Annotated in this window: 23 protein-coding genes, 1 tRNA gene, 1 pseudogene and 1 riboswitch; of the genes and pseudogenes, 12 read left to right on the top strand and 13 right to left on the bottom strand. The window is 74.4% G+C overall.

All coding sequences use genetic code 11. The annotated features are described in order from the left end of the window. The first annotated feature begins 60 nt into the window (after positions 1–60). From Q1A09_RS01350 to Q1A09_RS22565, 3 genes and pseudogenes are all read left to right on the top strand, one after another. The gene (locus Q1A09_RS01350; RefSeq protein ID WP_299951130.1) at positions 61–1,050 is read left to right on the top strand and encodes an ATP-binding cassette domain-containing protein; all 990 of its coding nucleotides are present in this window, start codon (positions 61–63) and stop codon (positions 1,048–1,050) included. Then, entirely contained in the window at positions 1,047–1,883 is an 837-nt protein-coding gene (locus tag Q1A09_RS01345) for an ABC transporter permease (RefSeq protein ID WP_299951127.1), read from the top strand. The genes Q1A09_RS01350 and Q1A09_RS01345 overlap by 4 nt, the downstream gene beginning before the upstream one ends. A 68-nt stretch (positions 1,884–1,951) precedes the next feature. After that, a pseudogene (locus Q1A09_RS22565) lies at positions 1,952–2,437 on the top strand (alpha/beta hydrolase); the annotation flags it as partial. Between the two features lie 122 nt (positions 2,438–2,559). Here Q1A09_RS22565 and Q1A09_RS01340 read toward each other — a convergent pair. After that, positions 2,560–3,210 (bottom strand): bifunctional 2-polyprenyl-6-hydroxyphenol methylase/3-demethylubiquinol 3-O-methyltransferase UbiG, encoded by a 651-nt coding sequence (locus Q1A09_RS01340; RefSeq protein WP_299951124.1) that lies wholly within the window; start codon positions 3,208–3,210, stop codon positions 2,560–2,562. 185 nt (positions 3,211–3,395) lie between these two features. Then, complete coding sequence (locus Q1A09_RS01335) at positions 3,396–4,253, bottom strand: NAD(P)H-binding protein (protein ID WP_299951120.1); 858 nt, start codon at positions 4,251–4,253, stop codon at positions 3,396–3,398. 85 nt (positions 4,254–4,338) lie between these two features. Between Q1A09_RS01335 and Q1A09_RS01330 the strand changes: the two genes are divergently transcribed. Continuing rightward, complete coding sequence (locus tag Q1A09_RS01330) at positions 4,339–4,758, top strand: MarR family winged helix-turn-helix transcriptional regulator (RefSeq protein WP_299951117.1); 420 nt, start codon at positions 4,339–4,341, stop codon at positions 4,756–4,758. Between the two features lie 15 nt (positions 4,759–4,773). Here the strand turns inward: Q1A09_RS01330 and Q1A09_RS01325 are convergent, their stop codons facing one another. Next, positions 4,774–5,901 (bottom strand): HAMP domain-containing sensor histidine kinase, encoded by a 1,128-nt coding sequence (locus Q1A09_RS01325; protein WP_299951114.1) that lies wholly within the window; start codon positions 5,899–5,901, stop codon positions 4,774–4,776. A gap of 4 nt (positions 5,902–5,905) precedes the next feature. After that, positions 5,906–6,580 (bottom strand): response regulator transcription factor, encoded by a 675-nt coding sequence (locus Q1A09_RS01320; RefSeq protein ID WP_299951111.1) that lies wholly within the window; start codon positions 6,578–6,580, stop codon positions 5,906–5,908. 86 nt (positions 6,581–6,666) lie between these two features. On the opposite strand from Q1A09_RS01320, the gene Q1A09_RS01315 reads away from it, so the two are divergent. Further along, positions 6,667–7,473, top strand: coding sequence for a M15 family metallopeptidase (locus Q1A09_RS01315; protein WP_299951108.1), 807 nt, complete (start codon positions 6,667–6,669; stop codon positions 7,471–7,473). Here Q1A09_RS01315 and Q1A09_RS01310 read toward each other — a convergent pair. Beyond that, the gene (locus tag Q1A09_RS01310) at positions 7,430–7,909 is read right to left on the bottom strand and encodes a hypothetical protein (protein WP_299951106.1); all 480 of its coding nucleotides are present in this window, start codon (positions 7,907–7,909) and stop codon (positions 7,430–7,432) included. The genes Q1A09_RS01315 and Q1A09_RS01310 overlap by 44 nt on opposite strands. Before the next feature lie 526 nt (positions 7,910–8,435). Further along, positions 8,436–8,572: riboswitch (cyclic di-AMP (ydaO/yuaA leader) on the top strand. Positions 8,573–8,638: 66 nt separating this feature from the next. Here Q1A09_RS01310 and Q1A09_RS01305 point away from each other — a divergent pair. Next, positions 8,639–9,463: a LysM domain-containing protein gene (locus Q1A09_RS01305; RefSeq protein ID WP_299951103.1), complete on the top strand. Its 825-nt coding sequence runs from the start codon at positions 8,639–8,641 to the stop codon at positions 9,461–9,463. Between the two features lie 162 nt (positions 9,464–9,625). On the opposite strand, the gene Q1A09_RS01300 is transcribed toward Q1A09_RS01305, so the two are convergent. After that, positions 9,626–10,057 carry a hypothetical protein gene (locus Q1A09_RS01300; RefSeq protein WP_299951100.1) on the bottom strand — a complete coding sequence of 144 codons (432 nt, stop codon included), beginning with the start codon at positions 10,055–10,057 and terminating at the stop codon, positions 9,626–9,628. Next, positions 10,054–10,302, bottom strand: a complete 249-nt coding sequence (locus Q1A09_RS01295; RefSeq protein WP_299951097.1) for a hypothetical protein — start codon at positions 10,300–10,302, stop codon at positions 10,054–10,056. The genes Q1A09_RS01300 and Q1A09_RS01295 overlap by 4 nt, the downstream gene beginning before the upstream one ends. A gap of 444 nt (positions 10,303–10,746) precedes the next feature. Here Q1A09_RS01295 and Q1A09_RS01290 point away from each other — a divergent pair, with 444 nt between their 5' ends. The 3 genes from Q1A09_RS01290 to Q1A09_RS01280 all read left to right on the top strand — a co-directional run bounded on the left by Q1A09_RS01290 (position 10,747) and on the right by Q1A09_RS01280 (position 14,966). Next, positions 10,747–11,100: a nuclear transport factor 2 family protein gene (locus Q1A09_RS01290; protein WP_299951094.1), complete on the top strand. Its 354-nt coding sequence runs from the start codon at positions 10,747–10,749 to the stop codon at positions 11,098–11,100. A 275-nt stretch (positions 11,101–11,375) separates the two neighbouring features. Next, complete coding sequence (locus Q1A09_RS01285) at positions 11,376–14,123, top strand: AAA family ATPase (RefSeq protein WP_299951091.1); 2,748 nt, start codon at positions 11,376–11,378, stop codon at positions 14,121–14,123. 99 nt (positions 14,124–14,222) lie between these two features. Further along, positions 14,223–14,966: an alpha/beta fold hydrolase gene (locus Q1A09_RS01280; RefSeq protein ID WP_299951088.1), complete on the top strand. Its 744-nt coding sequence runs from the start codon at positions 14,223–14,225 to the stop codon at positions 14,964–14,966. 22 nt (positions 14,967–14,988) lie between these two features. On the opposite strand, the gene Q1A09_RS01275 is transcribed toward Q1A09_RS01280, so the two are convergent. From Q1A09_RS01275 to Q1A09_RS01265, 3 genes are read right to left on the bottom strand one after another with little or no spacing between them, the layout of a single operon-like run. After that, positions 14,989–15,165, bottom strand: coding sequence for a hypothetical protein (locus Q1A09_RS01275; protein WP_299951085.1), 177 nt, complete (start codon positions 15,163–15,165; stop codon positions 14,989–14,991). Further along, a complete protein-coding gene (locus Q1A09_RS01270) occupies positions 15,162–16,451 on the bottom strand; it encodes a glycerophosphodiester phosphodiesterase (RefSeq protein ID WP_299951082.1) in 1,290 nt (429 codons plus the stop codon). Before Q1A09_RS01270 ends, Q1A09_RS01275 begins: the two co-directional genes overlap by 4 nt. Positions 16,452–16,505: 54 nt before the next feature. Continuing rightward, positions 16,506–17,288: an NADPH-dependent F420 reductase gene (locus Q1A09_RS01265; protein WP_299951079.1), complete on the bottom strand. Its 783-nt coding sequence runs from the start codon at positions 17,286–17,288 to the stop codon at positions 16,506–16,508. A 95-nt stretch (positions 17,289–17,383) separates the two neighbouring features. On the opposite strand from Q1A09_RS01265, the gene Q1A09_RS01260 reads away from it, so the two are divergent. After that, positions 17,384–17,692, top strand: coding sequence for a hypothetical protein (locus tag Q1A09_RS01260; protein ID WP_299951076.1), 309 nt, complete (start codon positions 17,384–17,386; stop codon positions 17,690–17,692). Positions 17,693–17,856: 164 nt separating this feature from the next. Here the strand turns inward: Q1A09_RS01260 and Q1A09_RS01255 are convergent, their stop codons facing one another. Together Q1A09_RS01255 and Q1A09_RS01250 are read right to left on the bottom strand one after the other, a co-directional pair. Next, entirely contained in the window at positions 17,857–18,132 is a 276-nt protein-coding gene (locus Q1A09_RS01255) for a type II toxin-antitoxin system RelE/ParE family toxin (protein WP_299951073.1), read from the bottom strand. After that, entirely contained in the window at positions 18,129–18,512 is a 384-nt protein-coding gene (locus tag Q1A09_RS01250; RefSeq protein ID WP_299951070.1) for a type II toxin-antitoxin system Phd/YefM family antitoxin, read from the bottom strand. Before Q1A09_RS01250 ends, Q1A09_RS01255 begins: the two co-directional genes overlap by 4 nt. Positions 18,513–18,953: 441 nt before the next feature. On the opposite strand from Q1A09_RS01250, the gene Q1A09_RS01245 reads away from it, so the two are divergent. Continuing rightward, complete coding sequence (locus Q1A09_RS01245) at positions 18,954–19,808, top strand: GIY-YIG nuclease family protein (RefSeq protein WP_299951067.1); 855 nt, start codon at positions 18,954–18,956, stop codon at positions 19,806–19,808. Between the two features lie 111 nt (positions 19,809–19,919). Here Q1A09_RS01245 and Q1A09_RS01240 read toward each other — a convergent pair. Then, positions 19,920–20,004: transfer RNA gene (locus Q1A09_RS01240), tRNA-Leu, on the bottom strand. Between the two features lie 86 nt (positions 20,005–20,090). Between Q1A09_RS01240 and Q1A09_RS01235 the strand changes: the two genes are divergently transcribed. Further along, positions 20,091–21,419 carry a M20/M25/M40 family metallo-hydrolase gene (locus Q1A09_RS01235; RefSeq protein ID WP_299951064.1) on the top strand — a complete coding sequence of 443 codons (1,329 nt, stop codon included), beginning with the start codon at positions 20,091–20,093 and terminating at the stop codon, positions 21,417–21,419. Positions 21,420–21,421: the final 2 nt, after the last annotated feature.

Raw genomic sequence — 21,421 nt, 5'->3', positions numbered from 1 at the left:
CGGTCGCCGTCCGGTCCTCCCTGACGGAGCCGCCCGTGCAGCGCACCAGTGAGGAAGCCGATGACCATGCAGACCACCCTCGCCATCGAGGCGAGCGGGCTGGGCAAGTCCTTCGGGGAGACCCGCGCCGTCGCCGGCGTCGACCTCGCCGTCCCGGCCGGCACCGTCTACGGGGTGCTGGGCCCCAACGGCGCGGGCAAGACCACCACCATCCGGATGCTGGCCACGCTGATCCCGCCGGACCAGGGCAGTGCCCGGGTGCTGGGGCACGACATCGTGTCCGACGCCGACGCCGTCCGGGGGCTGGTCAGCCTGACCGGCCAGCTCGCCTCGGTCGACGAGGAGCTCACCGGCCGGGAGAACCTGGTGCTGATCGGGCGGCTGCTCGGGTACTCCCGCGCTGCCGCCCGGGCCCGCGCGGACGAGCTGCTGGAGGCCTTCGACATCGCCGAGGCCGCCGGCCGGCTGGTCAAGCACTTCTCCGGCGGCATGCGCCGGCGGCTGGACATCGCGGCCAGCATCGTCGTCACCCCGCAGCTGGTCTTCCTCGACGAGCCGACCACCGGGCTCGACCCGCGTTCCCGCAACCAGGTCTGGGAGATCGTCCGGGCGCTGGTGGCCGAGGGGACGACGATCCTGCTCTGCACCCAGTACCTGGAGGAGGCCGACCAGCTCGCCGACGGCATCGCCATCATCGACCGGGGCCGGGTCATCGCCGAGGGCACCCCCGGCGACCTCAAGGCCTCGGTCGGCACCGGCTCGCTGCACGTGCGGCTGCGCGACCCCGGGCAGCGCGGCGCGGCGGCCGAGCTGCTGGAGCGGATGGTCGGCCAGGTCGCGCTGGCACCGGAGCCCTCGGCGCTGTCCGCCACCGGGGCGGACGCCGGGCAGGCCGCGGTCGCCGTCGCCGAGCTCACCCGGGCCGGCATCCCGCTGGCCCACTTCACGCTGACCCAGCCCAGCCTCGACGAGGTCTTCCTGTCGCTCACCGGCCACCCCACCGAGGAGACGGCAGCCGCCGACGACACCCTGCGGGAGCAGCTGTCATGACCACCACGACCAGGGAGCCCACCGGCGCGGACACCGCCGCCGTCCGCCGGGCCATCTCCGCCAGCCCCCGGCCGCCGCGGCCGGGGCCGTTGTCGGCGGCGCTGACCTTCGGCTGGCGGGGCATGCTCAAGGTCAAGCACGTCCCCGAGCAGCTGCTGGACGTCACGGTCACCCCGGTGATGTTCCTGCTGATGTTCACCTACCTGTTCGGCGGCGCGATCGCCGGCTCCACCAGCGCCTACCTGGACTACACGCTGCCCGGGCTGCTGGTCATGTCGGTGCTGTTCACCACCGTGTACTCCGGCATCTCGCTGAACACCGACCTGACCAAGGGCGTGGTCGACCGCTTCCGCTCGCTGCCGATCTGGCGGCCGGCGCCGCTGGTGGGCGCGCTGCTGGGCGACAGCGTCCGCTACGTGGTGGCCGGCACCGTGATCGTCGTGGTCGGCGTCGCGCTGGGCTTCCGGCCCGAGGGCGGCGTCCTCGGTGCGGTCGCCGCGCTCGCGCTGGTCGTCGTCTTCTCGTTCGGGCTGTCCTGGGTGTTCTCGGTGCTCGGGCTGCTGATGCGCTCGCCGAACGCGGTGATGAACGCCGGCTTCATGGCGATCTTCCCGCTGACCTTCCTGTCCAACGTCTTCGTCGACCCGGCCACCCTGCCGGGCCCGCTGCAGGCGTTCGTCGACGTCAACCCGATCTCGGTGCTGGCCACCGCGTCGCGGTCGCTGATGGCCGGTTCGCCCGACGGCACGGCGATCGTCGTCTCGCTCGCGGTGGCCGCCGGGCTGGCCGCGGTGTTCGTGCCGGTGACCACCCGGCTGTACCGCAGCCGCTGAGGACCTGGCCACCGACCAGCTGCGGGTGCTGGACGGCCTCGGCCTGGCCGCCGCGCACCTGGTCGGGGGTGTCGCTGGGCGGGGGAGTGGCGCAGTGGCTGGCGGTCACCGCCCCGGACCGGGTGCGGACGCTCACGCTCGCCTCGACCAGCCCGGCCGGCCCGTACGACGGCCCGCCGCTGCCCGGGCCCGAGCCGCGGCTGTCGGCCGGCGGCCCGGTGCCCGGGCCGGACTGGCAGGACCGGACGGCGGTGCTGGCGTACCGGGTGGCGGTCGAGCGCCCCTGTGCCGGGCTCCTGGGCTTCGACGAGCCGCGGGTGCGGCGGCTCGCCGCCCTGGAGGTCGACCGGACCACCGACATGGCGGCGTCCCTGACCAACCTCGTCCTGCTCGGCGACGGCTGGCCGCCCGGCGCGCGGCCGGCCGACGTGCGCGCGCCGACCCTGGTGCTGCACGGCACGACCGACCCGCTCTTCCCGCTGGAGCACGGGCGGGCCCTCGCCCGGGCCCTCGCCCGGGCCGTCCCCGGCGCCCGCCTGGTCGAGCTGGCCGGGGTCGGCCACGAGCAGCCTCGCCCCAGCGGTGGGACGTCGTGCTGCCCGCCCTGCTGGAGCACACGGCCCAGCGGTGTGCCCTGCTGGAGCACACCGCCCAGCGCTCAGCGTGGCCGAACCGGTCAGGCCCGACGGGTGGCGCGGACGACGACGTCGTCCAGGGTGACCACCCGGCCGCCCGGGCCGTCGAGCGTGCGGTGCGCCTCCTCGGCGGTGACGACGTCCCACGCCGTGTCGTCCAGACGCGCGCTGACGGCCGCGGCGGTGACCGAGGCCTGGGCGGGCGGCGCGTGCCCGGCGTGGTCCTGCCCGTGACCGTGCAGGTGCCCGACGACCAGCAGGGTGCCGCCCGGGGCCACCCACCTGGCGATCCGGTCGTAGAACTCCAGCTGCGGCATCGCCGGGTGGGCGTAGGCGGTGATCACCAGGTCGAACTCGGTGTCCGGCGCCCAGGTGGTCAGGTCGGCCGCCACCCACCGCACGCGCTCGCCGACCCCGCTCGCCGCGGCGCGGTCGGCGGCCCGGGCCAGCGCCTCGCTCGAGATGTCGGCTGCGGTGACCTGCCACCCGTGCGCGGCGAGCCAGATCGCCTCGCCGCCGGCACCACACCCGGCGTCCAGGGCGGTGCCGGGCGGGAGCCCGTCGACCTCGCGGGCCAGGTGGGGGTTCGGTGGGTTGCTGCCCATGGACGCGGGGCGGTCCTGCTGCCAGTGGGCCTCCCAGTACGGCCGGTCGAACTGCTGGTCGGGCCGGGGGTGGGGGTCGGGCGTCACCGGTCGGACCTCCGGGAGTGGTGCTGCTCGGTCATGCCACGTCCTCTCCGTCGTCGTGGCCCGACCCTGCCCCCGCCGCCGGCCGTGGCGCACACTCCTTGCCACGACAGCAAAGGACGTGCGCCGTCCGGTCGGCACGAGGGCTGCGATCGGATCCGCGCCGCCGGACGGGGGCGCCCCGGGCGTCAGGCCGCGGGCCGCACGGCGGGCGCCGCATCGGTGAGGAAGGCTGCCAGGGTGCGGGCCGGCCGCCCGGTCACCTGCTCGACCGTGCCGGTGACAGGAGTGAAGCTGCCGCGCTGCACCCGCTGGTAGGTGAGGGTGAGGATCTCGCGGTCGAAGCCCGCCGTGCCGGCCACGGCCTCCTCGACGGTCACCTCCCGGTGCACCACCGGGCGGCCGACGGCCCCGGAGAGCAGCTCCGCGGTGCGCGGCAGCGTCAGCGCCTCCGGGCCGGTCAGCTCGTACCGCCGGCCGGCGTGCCCCGGCTCCAGGAGTGCGCGCTCGGCCACAGCGGCGATGTCCCGCGCGTCGATCCAGGCGATCTGCGCGCCCCCGTCGGGGAAGGGCAGGTCCCCGCCGCCAGTGAGCAGGTCCAGGTAGAAGCGCGGGTCGGTGAACACCTGCATGAACCAGCTGGGGCGCAGCACCGTCCAGCTGTGGCCGCTGCTCTGCACCACCTGCTCGGTCCGTACGGCCCAGCCCTCGGGGCCGACGTCGTCCGCGCTCTGCTCGGACAGCAGGACGACGTGCGCCTGCTCCGGCACCCGCTCGAGCAGGGCACCGATCAGCTCGGGTGCGTCGGCACGGTCGGGCCGGACGACGTAGACGGCGTCGATGCCCTCGACCGCGGCGGGCCATCCGGCCGGGTCGTCCCAGGAGAAGGCGGTCGGGCGCACGCCCGGGGTGGTGACGGTGGCCGGGTCGCTGCTGCCGCCGAGCACCTCCACGTCCGGCCGGGCGGTGAGCAGCTGCGCCAGCGGGGCGCCGGTCTTGCCGCGGACGCCGGTCACCAGGACGCGGACGGGGCTCTGAGCTGGCATGGCGATCTCCTCCGATTGGTTGAGTCACTGAAGTACTTCGCCCATGCAAGCACGGATCCATGAGCCACTCAAGTAATCTGGGTGCGTGACCGAGCCGTCGAGCCCACTCGACCAGCAGCTGTGGGACTTCGTGTACGGCTACGACGCGGCCTACGACCGGGCGGCGCAGCAGGCCGGGCTCAGTGCGGCCCAGGCCTGCCTGCTCGACCAGCTCACCGGGGGCAGCAGCACGATGGGCGAGCTCGCCACCGCGCTGCTGTGTGACGCCTCCAACGTCACCCAGCTCGTCGCCAGGCTGGAGTCGCGCGGCCTGGTGACCCGCGAGCCCGACCCGGCCGACCGGCGGGTCAAGCGGGTCTCGATCACCCCGGCGGGGCGCCGGGAGCACCGGGCGGTCCACCGGGCGTTCGCCTTCCCGGCCGAGAGCGTCGACCGGCTGACGGCGGGGGAGCAGCAGCTGCTGTCCCGGCTGCTGGCGAAGATGCGGCGACCCGGCGGCTCCTGACCGACGGCGGGTCGCCTACCGCGGGGCGCGCGGGGGAGAGGTGGGCAGCCGGACGACGACCGTGAGCCCGCCACCGGGGCGCGGGGTGACGGCCAGCGAGCCGCCGTGCACGGCCACGATGCTCGCCACGATCGCCAGGCCCAGCCCGACCCCCGCGTCGTCGGTGCGGATCCGCGTGGTGGCCCGCTGGAACGGCTCGGTGAGCGTCGCGACCAGCTCCGGCGCGACCTGCTCCCCGGTGTTCTCGACCGTGAGCGTGGCGTGCCGGGCGCCGCCGGTGGTGGTGACCCACACGGCGCCGCCGGCCGGGAGGTTGTGCACCACGGCGTTGTGCAGCAGGTTCGTCGTCAGCTGCAGCAGCAGCGCCGGGGAGCCGATGGCGGGGCTGACGTCGCCGGCGGTCTCGATCGTCACGCCGCGGGCCTCGGCGAGCGGGAGCAGCGTCTCGGCGGCCTCCTCGGCCAGCAGCGACAGGTCGACCTCCTCGCTGGGCAGGGCGCCGTGCTCGGCCCGGCTGAGCAGCAGCAGCGCCTCGGTGAGCGCGATCGCCCGGGCATTGACCGCGTGCAGGCGTTCGAGCAGCTCGCCGGTGTCGGCCGTGGGATCGGTGCGGGCGACGTCCAGCAGGGCCTGCGTGATGGCCAGTGGCGTGCGCAGCTCGTGCGAGGCGTTGGCCGCGAACCTGCGCTGCTCGGCGACGTGCCCCTCGATCCGGGCGAGCATCGCGTCGAAGCCGTCGGCCAGCTCCCGGAACTCGTCGTTGCGCCCCGGCAGCCGGACCCGGTGGGACAGCGAGCCACCGGCGGCCAGCCGGGTGGCCTGGCTGATCCGGGTCAGCGGTGCGAGCATCCGGCCGGCGAGCAGCCAGCCACCCAGCAGGCCCACGACGAGCAGGACGGCGAGCATCGCGGCCGCCTTCGGCGCGAAGGCGCGCTGCAGGTCGCCACGGTTGGGGATGAACGTCGACGGCTGCATCCCGCCGGACCCAGGTATCGCGGCCTGGCCGTACCGGACGTCCTCGGGCACGTAGCGCAGCAGGAACACCCACACCACCGCCAGCAGCAGGACGCCGGCGAGCATCAGGAAGCCGGCGTAGCTGAGGGTGAGCCGGGTGCGGACGCTCATCCCGGGCGGGCGCGGCACCGCCTCAACCACGCTCGGGGCTGGTGTCGATGCGGTAGCCGACGCCGGGCACGGTCGCGATGACCCACGGTTCACCGAGCCGCTTGCGCAGCGCGGAGACGGTGATCCGCACGGCGTTGGTGAACGGGTCGGCGTTCTCGTCCCAGGCGCGGGCCAGCAGGTCCTCGGCGCTGACCACGCCGCCGTCGGCGGCCACGAGCACCTCCAGCACGGCGAACTGCTTGCGGGTCAGCGCGACGTACCGGCCGTCCCGGAACACCTCGCGGCGGAACGGGTCGAGCCGGAGCCCGGCGAGCTCCCGCACCGGCGGCCGGCTGTGCGCCCGCCGGCGGTCCAGTGCCCGCAGCCGCAGCACCAGCTCGCGCAGCTCGAAGGGCTTGGTCAGGTAGTCGTCGGCGCCCAGCTCGAAGCCCGAGGCCTTGTCGTCGAGCCGGTCGGCGGCGGTGAGCATCAGGATCGGCGTGCCGCTGCCGGAGGCGACGATGCGCGCGGCGATCTCGTCACCGGAGGGCCCGGGGACGTCCCGGTCCAGCACGGCGATGTCGTAGGTGTTCAGGTCCAGCAGCTCCAGCGCGGTGTCGCCGTCCCCGGCGACGTCGGCGGCGATGGCGGCCAGCCGCAGCCCGTCGCGGATCGCCTCGGCCAGGTAGGGCTCGTCCTCGACGATCAGCACACGCACGCGCCGATGCTAGGAGCGGGCACGTATCGCCGGGGTATCGGAAAGCGCTGACGCACCGGGAACACCGCGCTGCCTTGACTCCGGGCATGACCAGGAACGCACCACGACGGACGACGACCCATCGAGGCGGACGGATCCGCACCGCGGCGCTGCTCGTGGCGGTCGCCGGCACGGTCGTCACGACGACCCACCTGTGGCCGTCAGGCGGGCCCGTGCGCCCGGCACCCCCGGCCGCGGGATCGGCGGCCACCCAGCCCGCCGTGGTCGACGCCCTTCCCCGCGTGCTCGACGGGGCGGGGAGCGGGTCGATCGGCCCGGCGGACGGCGTCCTGCCCGCGGGGGCGACGGTGCACGACGACGACCTCCCGGGGGTGGCCGGGCTCGACCCCGCGTTGCTCGACGCGCTGCGCCGGGCGACGGCCGACGCCGCGGCGGACGGCGTCCGGCTCGAGGTCAACAGCGGCTGGCGCTCCCCGGCGTACCAGGAGCAGCTGCTGCGCGAGGCGGTCGCCGAGCACGGGTCGGCGGCGGAGGCGGCCCGCTGGGTGGCCACCGCGGAGACGTCGGCGCACGTGTCGGGGGACGCGGTGGACGTCGGCCCGCCCGCCGCGGCGCAGTGGCTGGCCGAGCACGGCGCCCGGTACGGGCTGTGCCCGGTCTACCGCAACGAGCCGTGGCACGTCGAGCTGCGGCCCGACGCGGTCGACGGCGGCTGCCCGCCGGTGTACGCCGACCCCACCCAGGACCCGCGGATGCACGGGCGACCGGGTCCGAGCCGCAACCGCCGGCCGGTCGGCCGACGCGCGCGGGCGGGCGGCCGACCCGACCTGCCCGTCCGCGCCGGACGCGTCAGTGCTCCGCGGGCGAGGGGAGCATCCCGAGGCCGGCCATGAGCGCTCCGTAGACCAGCGCCGGACCGGTGTGCGGCAGCCGCTTGCCGGCGGCGGCCCGGGCCTCGCCCCGGCGGTGCGCCCGGCGTTCGGCAGCCACCGTCCCGGCGACCGAGGCAGCCAGCGCGACGGTCACCACCCCGCCCGCGACGGCCTTGCGGCGCAGGGGCAGCGCCCGGAGGGTCTCCGAGAGCGACGGGCCCGGCTCGCCGGCGGGCTCGGCGCCGGTGACGGGGTCGGTGCCGGTGCCGGTGACGGGGCCCGTGCTGAGGGAGGGCGCTGTGCCGGTGGCGGGCTCGAGGTCCTGCAGCTGGCGGACCGCCATGGCCGCCGACACGGTCAGCAGCCCGGCCTTCGCCCAGGCGCGAGCGGTGCGGGACGGGACGAGGTCGGGGCTGGCGTACCAGAGGGCGGTCAGCACGCCGGAGGTCAGGCTCATGGCGACTCGGGAGGATGCCGGCTGGCTGCTCATGAGGTCATCCTGGCCGTTCCGCACGGCTGACGGGAAGCGTGTCCCGGTGCCCTGGGCTCCCTAGCGGACGAGGCCGTCCCGGAGCCCCGAGGCGCGGCGGACCGGTACCGGTCCGACACAGCCGCCCATCGGACGCGGCAGGGGCACGCAGGCCGGAATCACTACGCAGTGTCACGACATCCCGACCGGCCGTAGGTTCAATCCGCAACCACCTCCCTGGGGTGGACGGCACGACGAGGACGACCGGGAGTGGGTGCGCCGGGTAGCCGCCGATCGGCTGAAAGGACTGGCCAGGCGCGGGAGGCGTCCGTCCGAGGGTCCGTCGAGGAGGGGTCGCGGGCACCCCGGGACACCCCTGCTCCGCCCGCTCCGGGACCGGCGGGACGCCGTCCAGGGGGTTGCCGCGATCGGTCGCCGTCTGCCTACCGTGCGTTGGTCCACCGACTGCGGAGGACCCGGCTGGCGGCCCGCCGAACCTGCCCACCGCCACCGGAACAGACGACCCGACGGGCAGGCGCGGGGGACCCACGCGCAGCACCGGGCCCTCGGGCCCTGGGGTGAAGCCGCATCTGCGGCCGGGCAGCTCTCGCCCGAACCCGACAGCTAACTCCGCAGGCGGTGAGAGGCGCACCACCCATGACACAGCGACACCAGGGGCGGCACCGCCGTCCCACCCGGCGCCCGAGCGTGGCGTCCGTGGCCCGTCCCGCCCTGACGATCGTGGCGGCAGCGGCCGTTCCCCTCGCCGTGGTCGCCCCGGCGCACGCCGCGGAGCACACCGTGACTCCCGGCGACACCCTGAGCAGGCTCGCCGCAGCCCACGGCACCACGTGGCAGAGCATCTACGCGGAGAACGCCGGCACCGTCGGCGCCGACCCGAACCGCCTGCGCGTCGGCCAGGTGCTCACCATCGGCGGCGCCGCACCTGCGGCGCCGGCCGGGGCATCGTCGAGTGCGTCGGCCGTGTACGTCGTCCGGGCGGGTGACACGCTCGGCAGGATCGCGGCCGCCCACGGCACCACCTGGCAGCAGCTGCACGCGCTCAACCGCACGGTCATCGGCGGGGACCCGAACGTGCTGCGCGTCGGTCAGCGACTGACGCTCAGCGGCGGCGGGGGGCCTGCGGCCGCTCCTCGGCTGGCCGAGCAGCCGGCCAGCCGGAGCGCGGAGCGTGCCGCGCCCGCGGCCAGCCCGGGCGCCTACGACGCGTGGGCTCCGCACGTCCGCCCCGCCGTCCAGGAGGTCGCCGAGCGGTTCGCGGTCGGCACGGTCCTGACCCGGCCGGGCCACAGCCCGACCCAGGACCGAGCGGCCGACTTCATGGTCTACACCGACCAGGCCAAGGGCGACGCCGTCACCCAGTACGTCATCGACAACGCGGCCCGGTTCCGCGTCGAGTACGTGATCTGGCAGCAGCGGATCTGGCTGGCCGGATCGGGCACGTGGCGGGCCATGGAGGACCGGGGTTCGCCGACGGCCAACCACATGGACCACCCCCACGTGGCCTTCCTGCCCGGGTGACGGTGATCGGCCGCTGAGGCCGAACGTCGACGGGCGTCCCTCCCCGGCCGCCAGCCGGGAGAGGGACGCCCGTCCCGGGCGTTGCGCGCCGCTGGTGGGCACCCGCTGGGGCGGCGCCTCCACCCAGGAGATCTGGGAGAGGGGCCGGGTGCCCGGGTGGGGTCACCTGCGGCGGCGGGCCAGGGCGAGCACCAGCGCAGCCGCGACGGCGAGAGCGGCCAGCACCCGTCGGCCGCGGTCGGCGGCGATGACCACGACCGCAGCCCGCGGCTGCACCCGCCGGGTGCCGAGCAACAGTCCACCGGCCGGTGAGTCGACGCCGGCACCGGCAGCGGCCACCTGCCGGGACGGTGACTGCAGGTGCGCGGTGATGCCAGCCGCGGCCAGGGCGTCGGCCAGCACGCCCACGTCACGCCGGCCCGGTGCCGTACCCGTCCGCGCGGTCGCCGCCTCCCGGAGCCGGGCCACGAAGGCCCCGACGTCCTCGGCGACGATCCGCACGTCCGCGCCGTCGGCGTGCACCTGCACGCCCGACCCGTCCACGTCCAGCGACAGCTCGCCGGACAGGTGCAGCGGGTCGTGCGGCCCGGTCATCCCCGGCTGGCGTTCTCGGACGTCGTGATCCGCAGGATGCCGTTGAGCCGCCAGACGGCGCGCGGCGCCTCGGCGCCGGTTTCCCGGGGCACCTCCACGACCATGTCGACGAACTCGTAGTTGATGGCGGCGCCCTTGCCGGTGAGGTAGGACCACATCTCCTTGCCGAGGTCGGCGAAGCTCGTGGTCTCGTGGGACGTGATGTCGCGGGAGCCGGTGGCGGCGTCGGAGCTGGTCATGCTCATCGGTGCGCTCTCCTCGAGCGTCGGGTGTCCGCCGGCGCTGCTGCCGACGTCGGTTGCGCCCTTCCCGGTGCTGCGAGACACGAACCGGCGTCGCCGTCGGCGGTGTGCGCACCTCGGTAGTGCGGGATCGACAGGTGCCGGCGGGGGCCCTCCGCACTTCCCAGGTGCGCACAGCGTGTGAGCGGAGATCTCAGCGAGCCTGTCCATCGCCGAGCAGACGTCCCAGGGCCGCGTCAGCGGGGTGCTGCAGAAGCTGCGCCTGCGCGACCGCGTGCAGGCGGTGGTCTACGGCTACGAGCACGGGCTGGTCCGGCCGGGTGGCCGCGGGCGCTGAACGCCTCGGTCCGGGTCGTGTCCGCGACCGGGTTCGTCCCGCCTGTACTTCTCCCAGCGGGAGAGGGCCGTCCTTGACCCTCCCGCACCGGGAGGCCGCACGGTGGCCGCATGACCGAACGGACCAGCATCCAGCCCGATCAGCTCCCGGCCACGATCCGCGGCTACCTCGCCGCGCACGAGGCCCTGGACACGGAGACCGCGCTGCGGGCCTTCACGCCCACCGCCGTGGTCGTCGACGACGGCACGACCTACCGCGGCACCGACGAGGTCCGCGCGTTCCTGGCCAAGGCCGGCGCCGAGTACACCTACACCAGCACGCTCATCGGTGCCCAGCGCACCGGCGATGCGCACTGGGTCGCCACCGAGCACCTGGAGGGCGACTTCCCCGGCGGCGTCGTGGACCTGCACTACCGCTTCGTGCTGGACGGCGACTCGATCGCCGAGCTCGTCATCGCGCCGTGACGTCCGCGCCCGGCACGCGCTGCCCTCGGTGGCGGTGCGTGCTGGGCCGCCGAGCGCCGGCTGCGGGTGCTGAGCACGACCGGTGTCGGGGTCCGAGACGACCTTCCTGTCCGCCGGCCTCCACCAGCTGGTCGGTGGAGTCGTCGGGACCTCGCGGTCTGCGAGCCGGGGTGGTCGACTCGAGTCATTGCTCCCGCGCCTGGTCTCCACTACGTTGCGGCGGGATCGAGGGCCTCGCGGATGCTCGGGCAGGATCCGGACGGTGGTGGGCGCTGATGGGCGCGGACGTGACGGCGGCCGGCCTGGTGGGCCGGGATCCGGAGATCGAGGCGCTCGCCCGGCTGCTCCGCGACGTGCAGCACCGCGGCGCCGCCGTCCTCGTCCGCGGCGAGGCCGGCATCGGCAAGTCGGCACTCCTGCGCCACGTGTGCGAAGCCGCCGCCGAGCGCGGGCTGCGCGTGCTGAGCACGACCGGTGTCGAGTCCGAGACGACCCTCCCGTTCGCCGGCCTGCACCAGCTCATCCGGCCGCTGCTCGGTCGCCTGCCCGCCCTGCCCACCCCGCAGCGGCGCGCGCTGAAGGCGGCGTTCGGCATGACCGACGACGCAGCTCCGCAGCTCTTCCTGATCGGCCTAGCGGCCCTGACCCTGATCAGCGACAGCGCCGCGGACCAACCCCTCGTGCTGGTGATCGACGACGCGCACTGGCTGGACCGGCCCAGCGCCGACGTCCTCGGCTTCGTCACCCGGCGGCTGGAGGCCGAGGCGGTGGTGATGGTGGCGGCCCAGCGCGACGGCTTCCCGCCCGTCCTCGCCGGTCCGGCGCTGGACGAGCAGCACCTGGAGCGCCTGGACCGTCGCGCCGCCGAGGAGGTGCTGGCGCGCCGGGCGCCGGACCTCGATCCGTCCCACCGCCGGCGCCTGCTGGCCGCGGCCGCTGGGAACCCGCTCGCGCTGGCGGAGCTGCCCCTGGAGGGCGCGTGGGGCGACTGCGCGGCCCTGACGCTGACCGCGCGACTGGAGGAGGCGTTCGCGGCCCGGCTCCCCGGGCTGCCCGACGTGACCCGGGACCTGCTGCTCGTCGCGGCGCTGGAGGACGAGGGCGACCTGGGGGAGGCCCTGGCCGCCGCGTCCGCACTCCGCGGTGCCGAGGTCACCGCGGAGGCCCTGACCTCGGCCGTCGAGGTGGGGCTGTGCGCCGCCGACGGCGGCGCACTGACCTTCCGTCACCCGCTGGTCCGCCATGCGATCCGCCAGCGGGCCACCCTGGCCGAGCGGCAGCGCGCACACGTCGCACTGGCCGGGACGCTGCGCGGCACCGACCGGCAGGTCTGGCACCGGGCGGCGGCCGCTGACGCCCCGGACGACGCGGTCGCCGCCGAACTGGAGGATGCCGCCGCTCGGGCCCAGCGCCGAGGTGGCGTGGCAGCGGCGCAGGCGGCGCTGGAGCGCGCCGCCCGACTGACGGCGGACCCGGCGGAGCGGGCGCGACGCTTCCTGGGTGCCGCCGAGCTCGCCTTCGAGTGGGGGCGACCGGACGTCGTCGACCGCCTCCTGCAGGAGACCGCGACCCTCGACGTACCGGCGCGGGAGCGCACCCGGATGACGGTGATCCGGGAGGGGTTCGAGGAGGGTGTCCGCGACGTCCGTGCGGGCACCCGGACGCTGACCGAGGTGGCCGCCGCGGCCGCGGCCGACGGCCGGGCCGATCAGGCGCTGAGGTTCCTCCAGGCCGCGTCGCTGCGGTGCTGGTGGGCCGAGCCCGGCGTCGAGGTGCGTGCCCGCCTGCTGGAGGTCGTCGAGCAGACCCTCCACCTGGACGACGCGTTCGCGGTCGAGGTGCTCTCCTACGTGGCGCCCTTCGACCGCGGGGCGGTGCTCCACGGGCGGTTGCGCGCCATGTCCGCCGGTGCGCTCGACCCGGCACGGGCCCAGGCGGCCGGCTTCGCGGCGAGCGTCGTGGGCGACTTCCCGCTGGCCGTGGAGTTCCTCACGTCGTCGCTGGCCGGCCTCCGGGCCGACGGCCGGCTCGGGCTCCTGGGCCGGACGTCGGCCGTACAGGCATGGAGTGCGCTCACCGTCGGGCGGTTCGACCTGGCCGCCACCGCCGCCGACGAGGCTGCCCGGCTCGCCGCCGACTCCGCCCAGCCGCTGATGGGAGCCCTCGCCCTGGTGGTCCAGTCGGTGGTCTCCGCGGTGCGCGGCGGTGAGGACACCGAGGAGCGTCTCGCCGAGGCTGCCCGGCTGGGCCTGCAGGTCGACTCGAACGCGGTGCTGGCGCTGGTGCAGTTCGCACGGGGCACCCTCGCGGTCAACCGCGGGCTGCACCAGGCGGCCTGGGACCACCTCGCCCGGCTCTCCGACCCCGCCGACCCTGCCCACCACCCGGCCGTGCGCAGCTTCACCGTCGGCGACCTGGTGGAGGCCGCCGTCCACAGCGGGCACCAGGCCGAGGTCGAGCCGATCGTGGCGGACCTCGAGGCGATCGCGGCGCGGACGCCGTCCCCGGTGCTGCACATCGGCCTGCGGTACGGCCGCGCGCTGCTGGCCGGCGAGGACGACGCCGAGGAGCTGTTCGCGGCCGCCCTGGCGGCCGACCTGGGCGCCTGGCCCTTCGCCCGTGCCCGGCTGCAGCTGGCCCACGGCGCCTGGCTGCGGCGGTGCCGGCGGGCGGCGGAGTCCCGTGCCCCGCTGCGGGCCGCGCGGGACACCTTCGACGCCCTGGGCGCCGCTGCATGGGGCGACCGGGCGCGGCAGGAACTGCGCGCCTCGGGGGAGCAGAGCAGGCCGCGCACCCCGGAGGCACGCGAGCAGCTGAGCCCGCAGGAGCTGCTGATCGCGCAGCTGGCGGCGCAGGGCCTGACCAACCGGGAGATCGGCGCGCGGCTGTACCTGTCGCACCGGACGGTCGGCACGCACCTGCACCGGATCTTCCCGAAGTTGAGGATCACCTCCCGGGTGGCGTTGCGGTCCGCGATCGGGCCCGACGCGGCCCGGTCCACCGTCGCACCGACGGTCATCTGACGTACGCGAAGGGAGGTCGCCGCTTCCTACGGTCGCTCCACCAGTGCAGACGCCGACCATCCGGTCGGCCCGGTCGCTGCAGACCCGAGAGGAACGACGATGACCACAGACACCGACCCGAACGCCCAGGCCGAGCCGACCGTCGTGCTCGTGCACGGCGCGTTCGCCGAGTCCGCGAGCTGGAACGGGGTGATCGAGCAGCTGCGCAGCGAGGGCCACCCGGTCATCGCCGCGGCCAACCCGCTCCGGGGCCTGCGCTCCGACGCCGAGCAGCTGCGCAGCGTGCTGGACCAGGTGCGCGGCCCGATCGTGCTGGCCGGCCACTCCTACGGCGGCTCGGTGATGAGCGTGGCGGCCGACGGGCACCCCGGCGTCCGGGCGCTCGTCTACGTCGGCAGCTTCCTGCTGGCGGAGGGGGAGAGCACCGGCGAGCTGGCCGGGAGGTTCCCCGGCAACGAGCTGGGCTCCGCGCTGGACCCGGTTCCCGTTCCCGACGGGAACGGCGGCACGGCGACCGACCTGTACATCCAGCCGGACAGGTTCCGGCAGGTGTTCGCGGCCGACGTCCCCCCGGAGGTCGTCGAGCTGATGGTCGCCACGCAGCGGCCCATCACCAGCGAGGCGCTGGAGGAGAAGGCGACGTCAGCGGCCTGGCGGACGATCCCGTCCTGGACCCTGGTCACCCGGCAGGACCTCGCCGTCCCGGCCGAGGCCCAGGTCTTCATGGCCCAGCGTGCGCAGTCCACCGTCGTCGAGGTCGACGCCTCCCACGCCGTCGCCGTGTCCCGGCCCGGCGCGGTCGCCGACCTGATCGTCCAGGCCGCCCGCGCCACCGCCGGCTGAGCCGCCCGCGGTGGACCGACCCTCATCCGGCGGGTTGGTCCGCCTCGGCGGAAGCGACGGCTGCCTCGCGGCTGGTGAACGGCCCTGCGGTGCGGCCGTCCGCGCGGCAGGTCCACCGGTAGCCCTCCGGGGTCAGCTGGACGAGGTACCCGTCCGGGTCGGCGGGGCCGTGGCCCGGGCGCTCCTGCGGCTCGGTCATGTGAACCCCACGTTCGTGAATCGGACCCCGGCCGACGCGCTGCCGAGGTGGACGACGGGCACGGGTCGGCAGCCGGCGTCGGCCACCGTCAGCAGCTCGGCGCAGGTGCCCGTGTGCGTGAAGCTGAGCTCCCGGCCGCTGACGGTGATCCGCAACCCCACCCAGCTGCCCGGCGATGGCGCCGTTCCCCCCGCCGAGGACGCCAGCGTGGTGGCGGCACCATCGGCGACCCGACCGACGTCCAGGTCGCCGTCTGCCCGCAGGGAGAAGCGGTAGCCGTTGGCGCCGGGTGACGACCCCGACGACGGCCGGTACGGGTGGTCGTCGGTGCTCAGGAAGACGAACGCACCGCTGCTGTTGCTGTCCGCGCAGGTCTGGTCGATCCGCACGCCCAGCTGCAACGTGAACACCTCCGGGTCCGGCGGTGCGAGGAAGCCCATCAGCGTGGAGTGGACGGTGTCGGAGACGTCGAAGCCCCAGGAGGCGTCGTCCGGGAAGAACCGGCCGCGGGAGGTGTCCGGCAGCATCCCCGGCAGCCAGGTCCGGCCGGCGAACAGGTCCGAGGCGCGGCGGCACGCGTCCCCGGCGAGATGGCGGGGGTCGTCGGAGAAGATCGCGTCCACGCCGGCGGCGACGACGGCGTCCCGCTGGTGCCGGCGGTTCACCGTGTAACAGGCCACCTCGATCCCCGCCGCATGCGCCGCCGCGCAGAGGCGCGGGGTCACCCGGCTCGCCGGCGGGCCGATCCAGCCGATGCCCTCGGCGGCGGCGCGAGCGACGTCGGTGCTGCCGAGCCAGATGACGCCCCACCCCCGCGAGCGCGCCAGCCGGCAGTCGGCGAGCGCGAAGGACTGCAGCAGCACGGACGCCGGGTCGATCCCGTGCCGCTCGAGGGCGTCGATCATCGGGCCCATCGCGTCGCCGCTCTTGGCCTCGGCGCAGAGGAGCACCCGGTTGCCGAACTCGGTGAGCACCTCCTCGAACAGCGGAGGGCGCAGCCCGTCGGGCCAGCCCCCGCCGAGGGTGACCGAGGCGTCGATCTCGAGCTGCCTCCAGGACGCCGTCGTCTGGTCGGCGACGTTGCCGGTGGAGGTGGTCATGCGGTCCACCGTGCCGTCGTGCATGACGCCGAGGGCACCGTCGGCGAGGGTCGACACGTCCTGCTCGATGACGACCGAGCCGTGGGCCACGGCGAACCGGTAGCCCTCCATCGTGTGCTCGGGCACCTGCAGGGAGCCGCCGCGGTGGGCGATGACGAACGGCCGGCTCAGGTCGGCGAAGTCCACACGCGACCCTAGCGGGAGCCGCCGCCCGGCTGTCCCTGCCGTGCTCGAAGGAGGTCACCGCCGGGCGGCGATGACCTCCCGGCCGCGTTCGGAGGTGGCGAAGCGGTCGATCATCGCGCGCAGCTCCCCGGCGTCGACGTCGGCGCCGAAGGGCTCGGTACCCGGTTCGAGGCGCACGCCGAGCGCGAGAGGGCCGGCGACGACCGGGTCGAAACCCAGGTCGGAGACGACCCGACCGACCACGTCGAGGTCGGTCGCGTCGTCCCCGGCGATGGCGATCGCCTTCCGGCCGGGAGCACCGGCGGGACGGGCTCCGCCGTCCAGGTCGTGGTAGCCCATGTGGTTGAACCCCTTCACCACCCGGGCCCTCGGCAGGAACCCCTGCACGACCTCACTGGTCGAGGTCCGCGGATCGGTGAGGTCGTCGCGGATCCCGTCGACCTCCCACCAGTAGTTCATCGCGTCGATGACCAGCTTCCCGTCCAGGGCGTCGACCGGCAGGGTGCGGTGCTTGCCCAGCGGCAGGGCGAGGACGACGACGTCGGCCTCGCTCGCGGCGGTGGCCGCCGTCGTGGCGGTCGCTCCCGGCACGAGCACCTCGACGGTCAGGGCGATCGTGGCCGGGTCGCCCGAGCCGGCGATCAGCACGTCGTACCCGGCCGCCACCGCGAGCCGGGCCAGCACCGTGCCGACCTTGCCGGCGCCGAGGATGCCCAGCGTGGTCATGCCCCCACCTCGCGCGTGGCGACGGCGGGGTGGGGACGGCGGTCCGCGCCCCGGTCGGTGTGCGTGGTCATGGGTGAGCCTCTTCCTGGCAGCATGAAGTTGAGCGTCCACCTTCCTTCAACGGCTGGACGCTCCCGGTGTTCCGGCCGGCCGGGTGGCGGCACCCGGGAGGCCGGGGCGCTCCCCGGCGACTAGCGTCGCGGGGCATGGCAGCGAGCGCGGGAGGAACGGGGCCGGGGTCGGTCGGCCGTGACCCGTCGATCCCCTCGGACGACCAGGAGTCGTCGTCCGCGCCGGCCATCCCGTCCTTCGCCTCCCTGCGGGCCACGCGGCAGCGGTCCCCGGCCGACATCCTGGTGTCCCGGCCGGACGCGGCCGCCGCGCCGGCTCCCCGGCCCTCTGCTCCGGGAGCCGGGCGGCCGCCCGAGTGGCTCGACCTCTGGCACGTCGGCCTCCGGGTCGCCCGGTGGTGTGTGCGGCAGCCGCTCGTGACGGCCCGCCGCCTGCTCGGCTGACGCAGGCACCCGTCGCCGGGCCCGGACTCCGGCCCGGACGACGTCAGACCCGCTCGTAGCCTCCAGTCGCGTCAGCGAGGGTCGGTGACCGCGGGGCAGTTGAGCGGTGTCCGGGGGGCGGCACGCTGCTTCCACGCACGCGTCCACCCGCTCGGGGAAGTCGGTCAGCCGTAAGCGTCAGCGCGGTGCGAGATGCGCACGACGCGGACGAGCACCTCGCCGTCGGAGATCGAGTAGATGACGCGGTACTGCCCCCGCCGTGCGGACCAGTAGCCGTCGAGCTCGAACCGCAGTGGCTTGCCGACGCGGTACGGGTCCGAGGCCAGCGGGCCGTACAGGAAGTCGACCACCGCCACCGCCACAGGCTCCGGGAGGCCCCGCTCGATGGCCCGCTTCGCGGCTGCCGACAGGACGACGGTGTAGGTCAGAGGCCCGGTCACCGGCGGCGGGCCGCCAGTGCGGCCCGCACCTGGGACTCGTCGTAGACCTCGCCGCCGGCCATCTGGGTTTCGGCCTCACGGATCTCGGACCTGGCTGCGGGATCCGAGAGGATCTCCAGCGTCTCCACGAGGGACTCGTAGTCCTCGACCGCGAGGAGTACGGCGACCGGGCTGCCGTTCTTGGTGATCGTCACCCGTTCATGGGTGCCGGACACCTCGTCGATGACCTGGCTGAAATGAGCCTTGACCGCGGCGAGCGACTGCGTCGTCATGACCAATATTGTGGTCAGCTTGGCGAAGTCGGTCAAGGAAGTGGCCAGGACGCGTGAGTCGCTGGTGGCTGCGGCTGCACCGCTGTCGCTGGCCTCGCGTGAGGTCATTCGGTGACGGTGACGACAACCGCTTCGGACGTCGAGGCCCCAGGACGGCGGGGAAGCCGCGCAGCTCGCCCTCGTCGTGGGTCAGTCCGTCGGCGTGGAAGTCCTCCTGGTCCGCGGGAACTGACACCTGCCAGTAGTCGGTGACGCGGGTCGCCCCGTGGTCGCGGTAGACCTCGGCATGCGTCGTGAGAAGTGGATGTACGCGATCTTGCGGTCAGCGGACACCGGCAGTGCGGTGATGTCGACGAAGGTCATGCGCCTTCATGACGCGTCAGAGGGACGTCGCGCCCGGCATCGCCTGGCACCAGGCGTCCGCCCGTCGAGGTGGTCGAACGTCCCGAAAAGGCAGTGCCCAACGGAGAAGGTGTAGGTCAGGCGGTGCGCAGCGCGGGCAGCCATGCGGGCCCTCGACCATCCTGACGCGGCCCGTAGGTTTCGATCATGCAACCAACCGAGTCGTCCTCGTCGCGCGGTGACCTGAGCCTCGCGGACCTGCTGAGCGTGGCGGGCGTCGCAACGGACGACGTGCTCCTCGTCCGGCACACCTACAGCGCCGACGGCCTCACCGGCCCGCAGGACGCCACGGTCGAGAACGTCCTCACCTACACCCGAGTCCAGGCGCTCCGGCAGAGCAAGATCCCTCGGGATCCGCCGGTCCTGTGGCTGAACTTCATGGCGGACGGGAAGCGGCGGTCCCGGTTCCTCGCGGCCTACGAGAACAGGGGTGAAGTTCTCGCTGAGCGGACCGACGTCAAGCGGTACTTCGATCTCCACCCCTCCGACGTCCTGGTGTCGCTCCGGAACCGGCTCGTCATCGAGTGGTCGAACGACACGATCAACTGGGCCAAGGCAGGCGGGAACGCCGATCAGATGCCGGTGGTCGAGATCGCCGACCCTGCCCGCGTGCCGTTTCCGGGCTTCGACAAGGTCCTCATCACGTACGAGGAGCTGTTGGCCGTCGCCGAGGACTCGCGATACGCGGAGTGGAGGACTGCGCTCGCCGCCGTCCAGGGCATCTACCTCGTCGCAGACACCAGCAGTGGCGAGCTGTACGTCGGGAAGGCTGACGGCACGGAGCGCCTGCTGGGCCGGTGGAGCACCTACGCCCGCGACGGCCACGGCGGCAACGTCGCGCTTCGCGAACTTGCAGAGCTCGACGTGACCCACCGTCGGCACCTCGTCTTCAGCATCCTGCGTGTGTTCGGCCCGACTGCGACCACCGCTGAGGTCGATGTGGCGGAGGCCCACTACAAACGGGCGCTCCTGACCCGGCAGTACGGCCTCAACCGGAACTAGCAGGCGGCAGCGCGGCCCTGCCAGCCAGCCTCGGTCAACGAGATCTTCGGGGCGGACGCTGTCGCGAACGACAGAGCCCCCACGGTCGGTGACCGCGGGGGCTCGCTGCTGTGTCCGAGGGGGGACTTGAACCCCCACGCCCGATAAAGGGCACTAGCACCTCAAGCTAGCGCGTCTGCCATTCCGCCACCCGGACAGGTGAGGCGCTCCGCGGAGCGCCTCGACGAGCATAACCGAGGCCACCGCGGGCCCGGGACAGGGGCCGGTGGCACCATCGTCGGCATGTCGCAGCCCACTCCCACGCCCCTGGCCGGTGCCCAGTCCGAGGTCGCGGACCTGCTGTCCGAGCTGATCCGGATCGACACCACCAACACCGGTGACTCGGTGACCAGCGCGGGGGAGCGGAAGGCCGCCGAGTGGGTCGCCGCAAAGCTCGACGAGGTGGGCATCAGCAGCGTCATCCACGAGTCCGAGCCGGGCCGGGCCAACCTGGTCGCCCGGATCGAGGGCACGCACCGGGACCGCCCGGCGCTGCTGGTGCACGGCCACCTGGACGTCGTCCCGGCCGACCCGGCCGAGTGGAGCGTGCACCCGTTCAGTGGCGAGCAGCGCGACGGCTACGTGTGGGGCCGCGGGGCGGTCGACATGAAGGACATGGACGCGATGACCCTGGCGCTGGTGCGCGACTGGGCGCGCACCGGCGTCAAGCCCGACCGCGACATCGTGCTGGCCTTCGTCGCCGACGAAGAGGCCGGCGGCCGCAAGGGCGCGCACTTCATGGTCGACCACCACGCCGACCTCTTCGAGGGCTGCACCGAGGCGATCAGCGAGGTCGGCGGCTTCAGCATCACCGTCCGCGACGACCTGCGCCTCTACCTGGTCCAGACCGCCGAGAAGGGGCTGGCCTGGATGAAGCTCACCGCGCAGGGCCGCCCCGGGCACGGCTCGTTCGTGCACGACGACAACGCCGTCACCCGGCTGGCCCAGGCCGTCAGCCGGATCGGCTCCAGCCGGATGCCCACCGTGGTCACCCCGCCCATGAAGCAGTTCCTCGCCGAGGTCGGCGACGCCTACGGCATCGAGATCGACCCGGACGACCCCGACCAGGCGCTGGCCCGGCTGGGCAGCATCAGCCGGATGATCGGCGCCGCGCTGCGCAACACCGCCAACCCCACGATGCTCGACGCCGGCTACAAGACCAACGTCATCCCCGGCACCGCCAGCGCCACCATCGACGGCCGGTTCCTGTACGGGCAGGAGGCGGAGTTCGAGCAGCAGCTGGACGAGCTGATCGGCGAGGGGGTCACCCGGGAGTGGATCACCTACGACCAGGCCGTGGAGACGACCTTCGACGGCCCGTCGGTCGACCTGATGGTGCAGGCGCTCACCGCAGAGGACCCGGGCGCCCGCGCCGTCCCGTTCACCATGAGCGGCGGCACCGACGCCAAGAGCTTCGAGACCCTGGGCATGCGCTGCTTCGGGTTCTCCCCGCTCAAGCTGCCCGCCGAGCTGGACTTCGCCTCGCTGTTCCACGGCATCGACGAGCGCATCTCGGTCGACTCGATGCAGTTCGGCATCCGGGTGCTCGACCGGTTCCTCCGGCAGGCGTGATG

This window comes from uncultured Modestobacter sp., from assembly GCF_947486615.1.
Lineage (GTDB): Bacteria > Actinomycetota > Actinomycetes > Mycobacteriales > Geodermatophilaceae > Modestobacter.
This window is presented reverse-complemented; position numbering and strand designations above follow the sequence as displayed.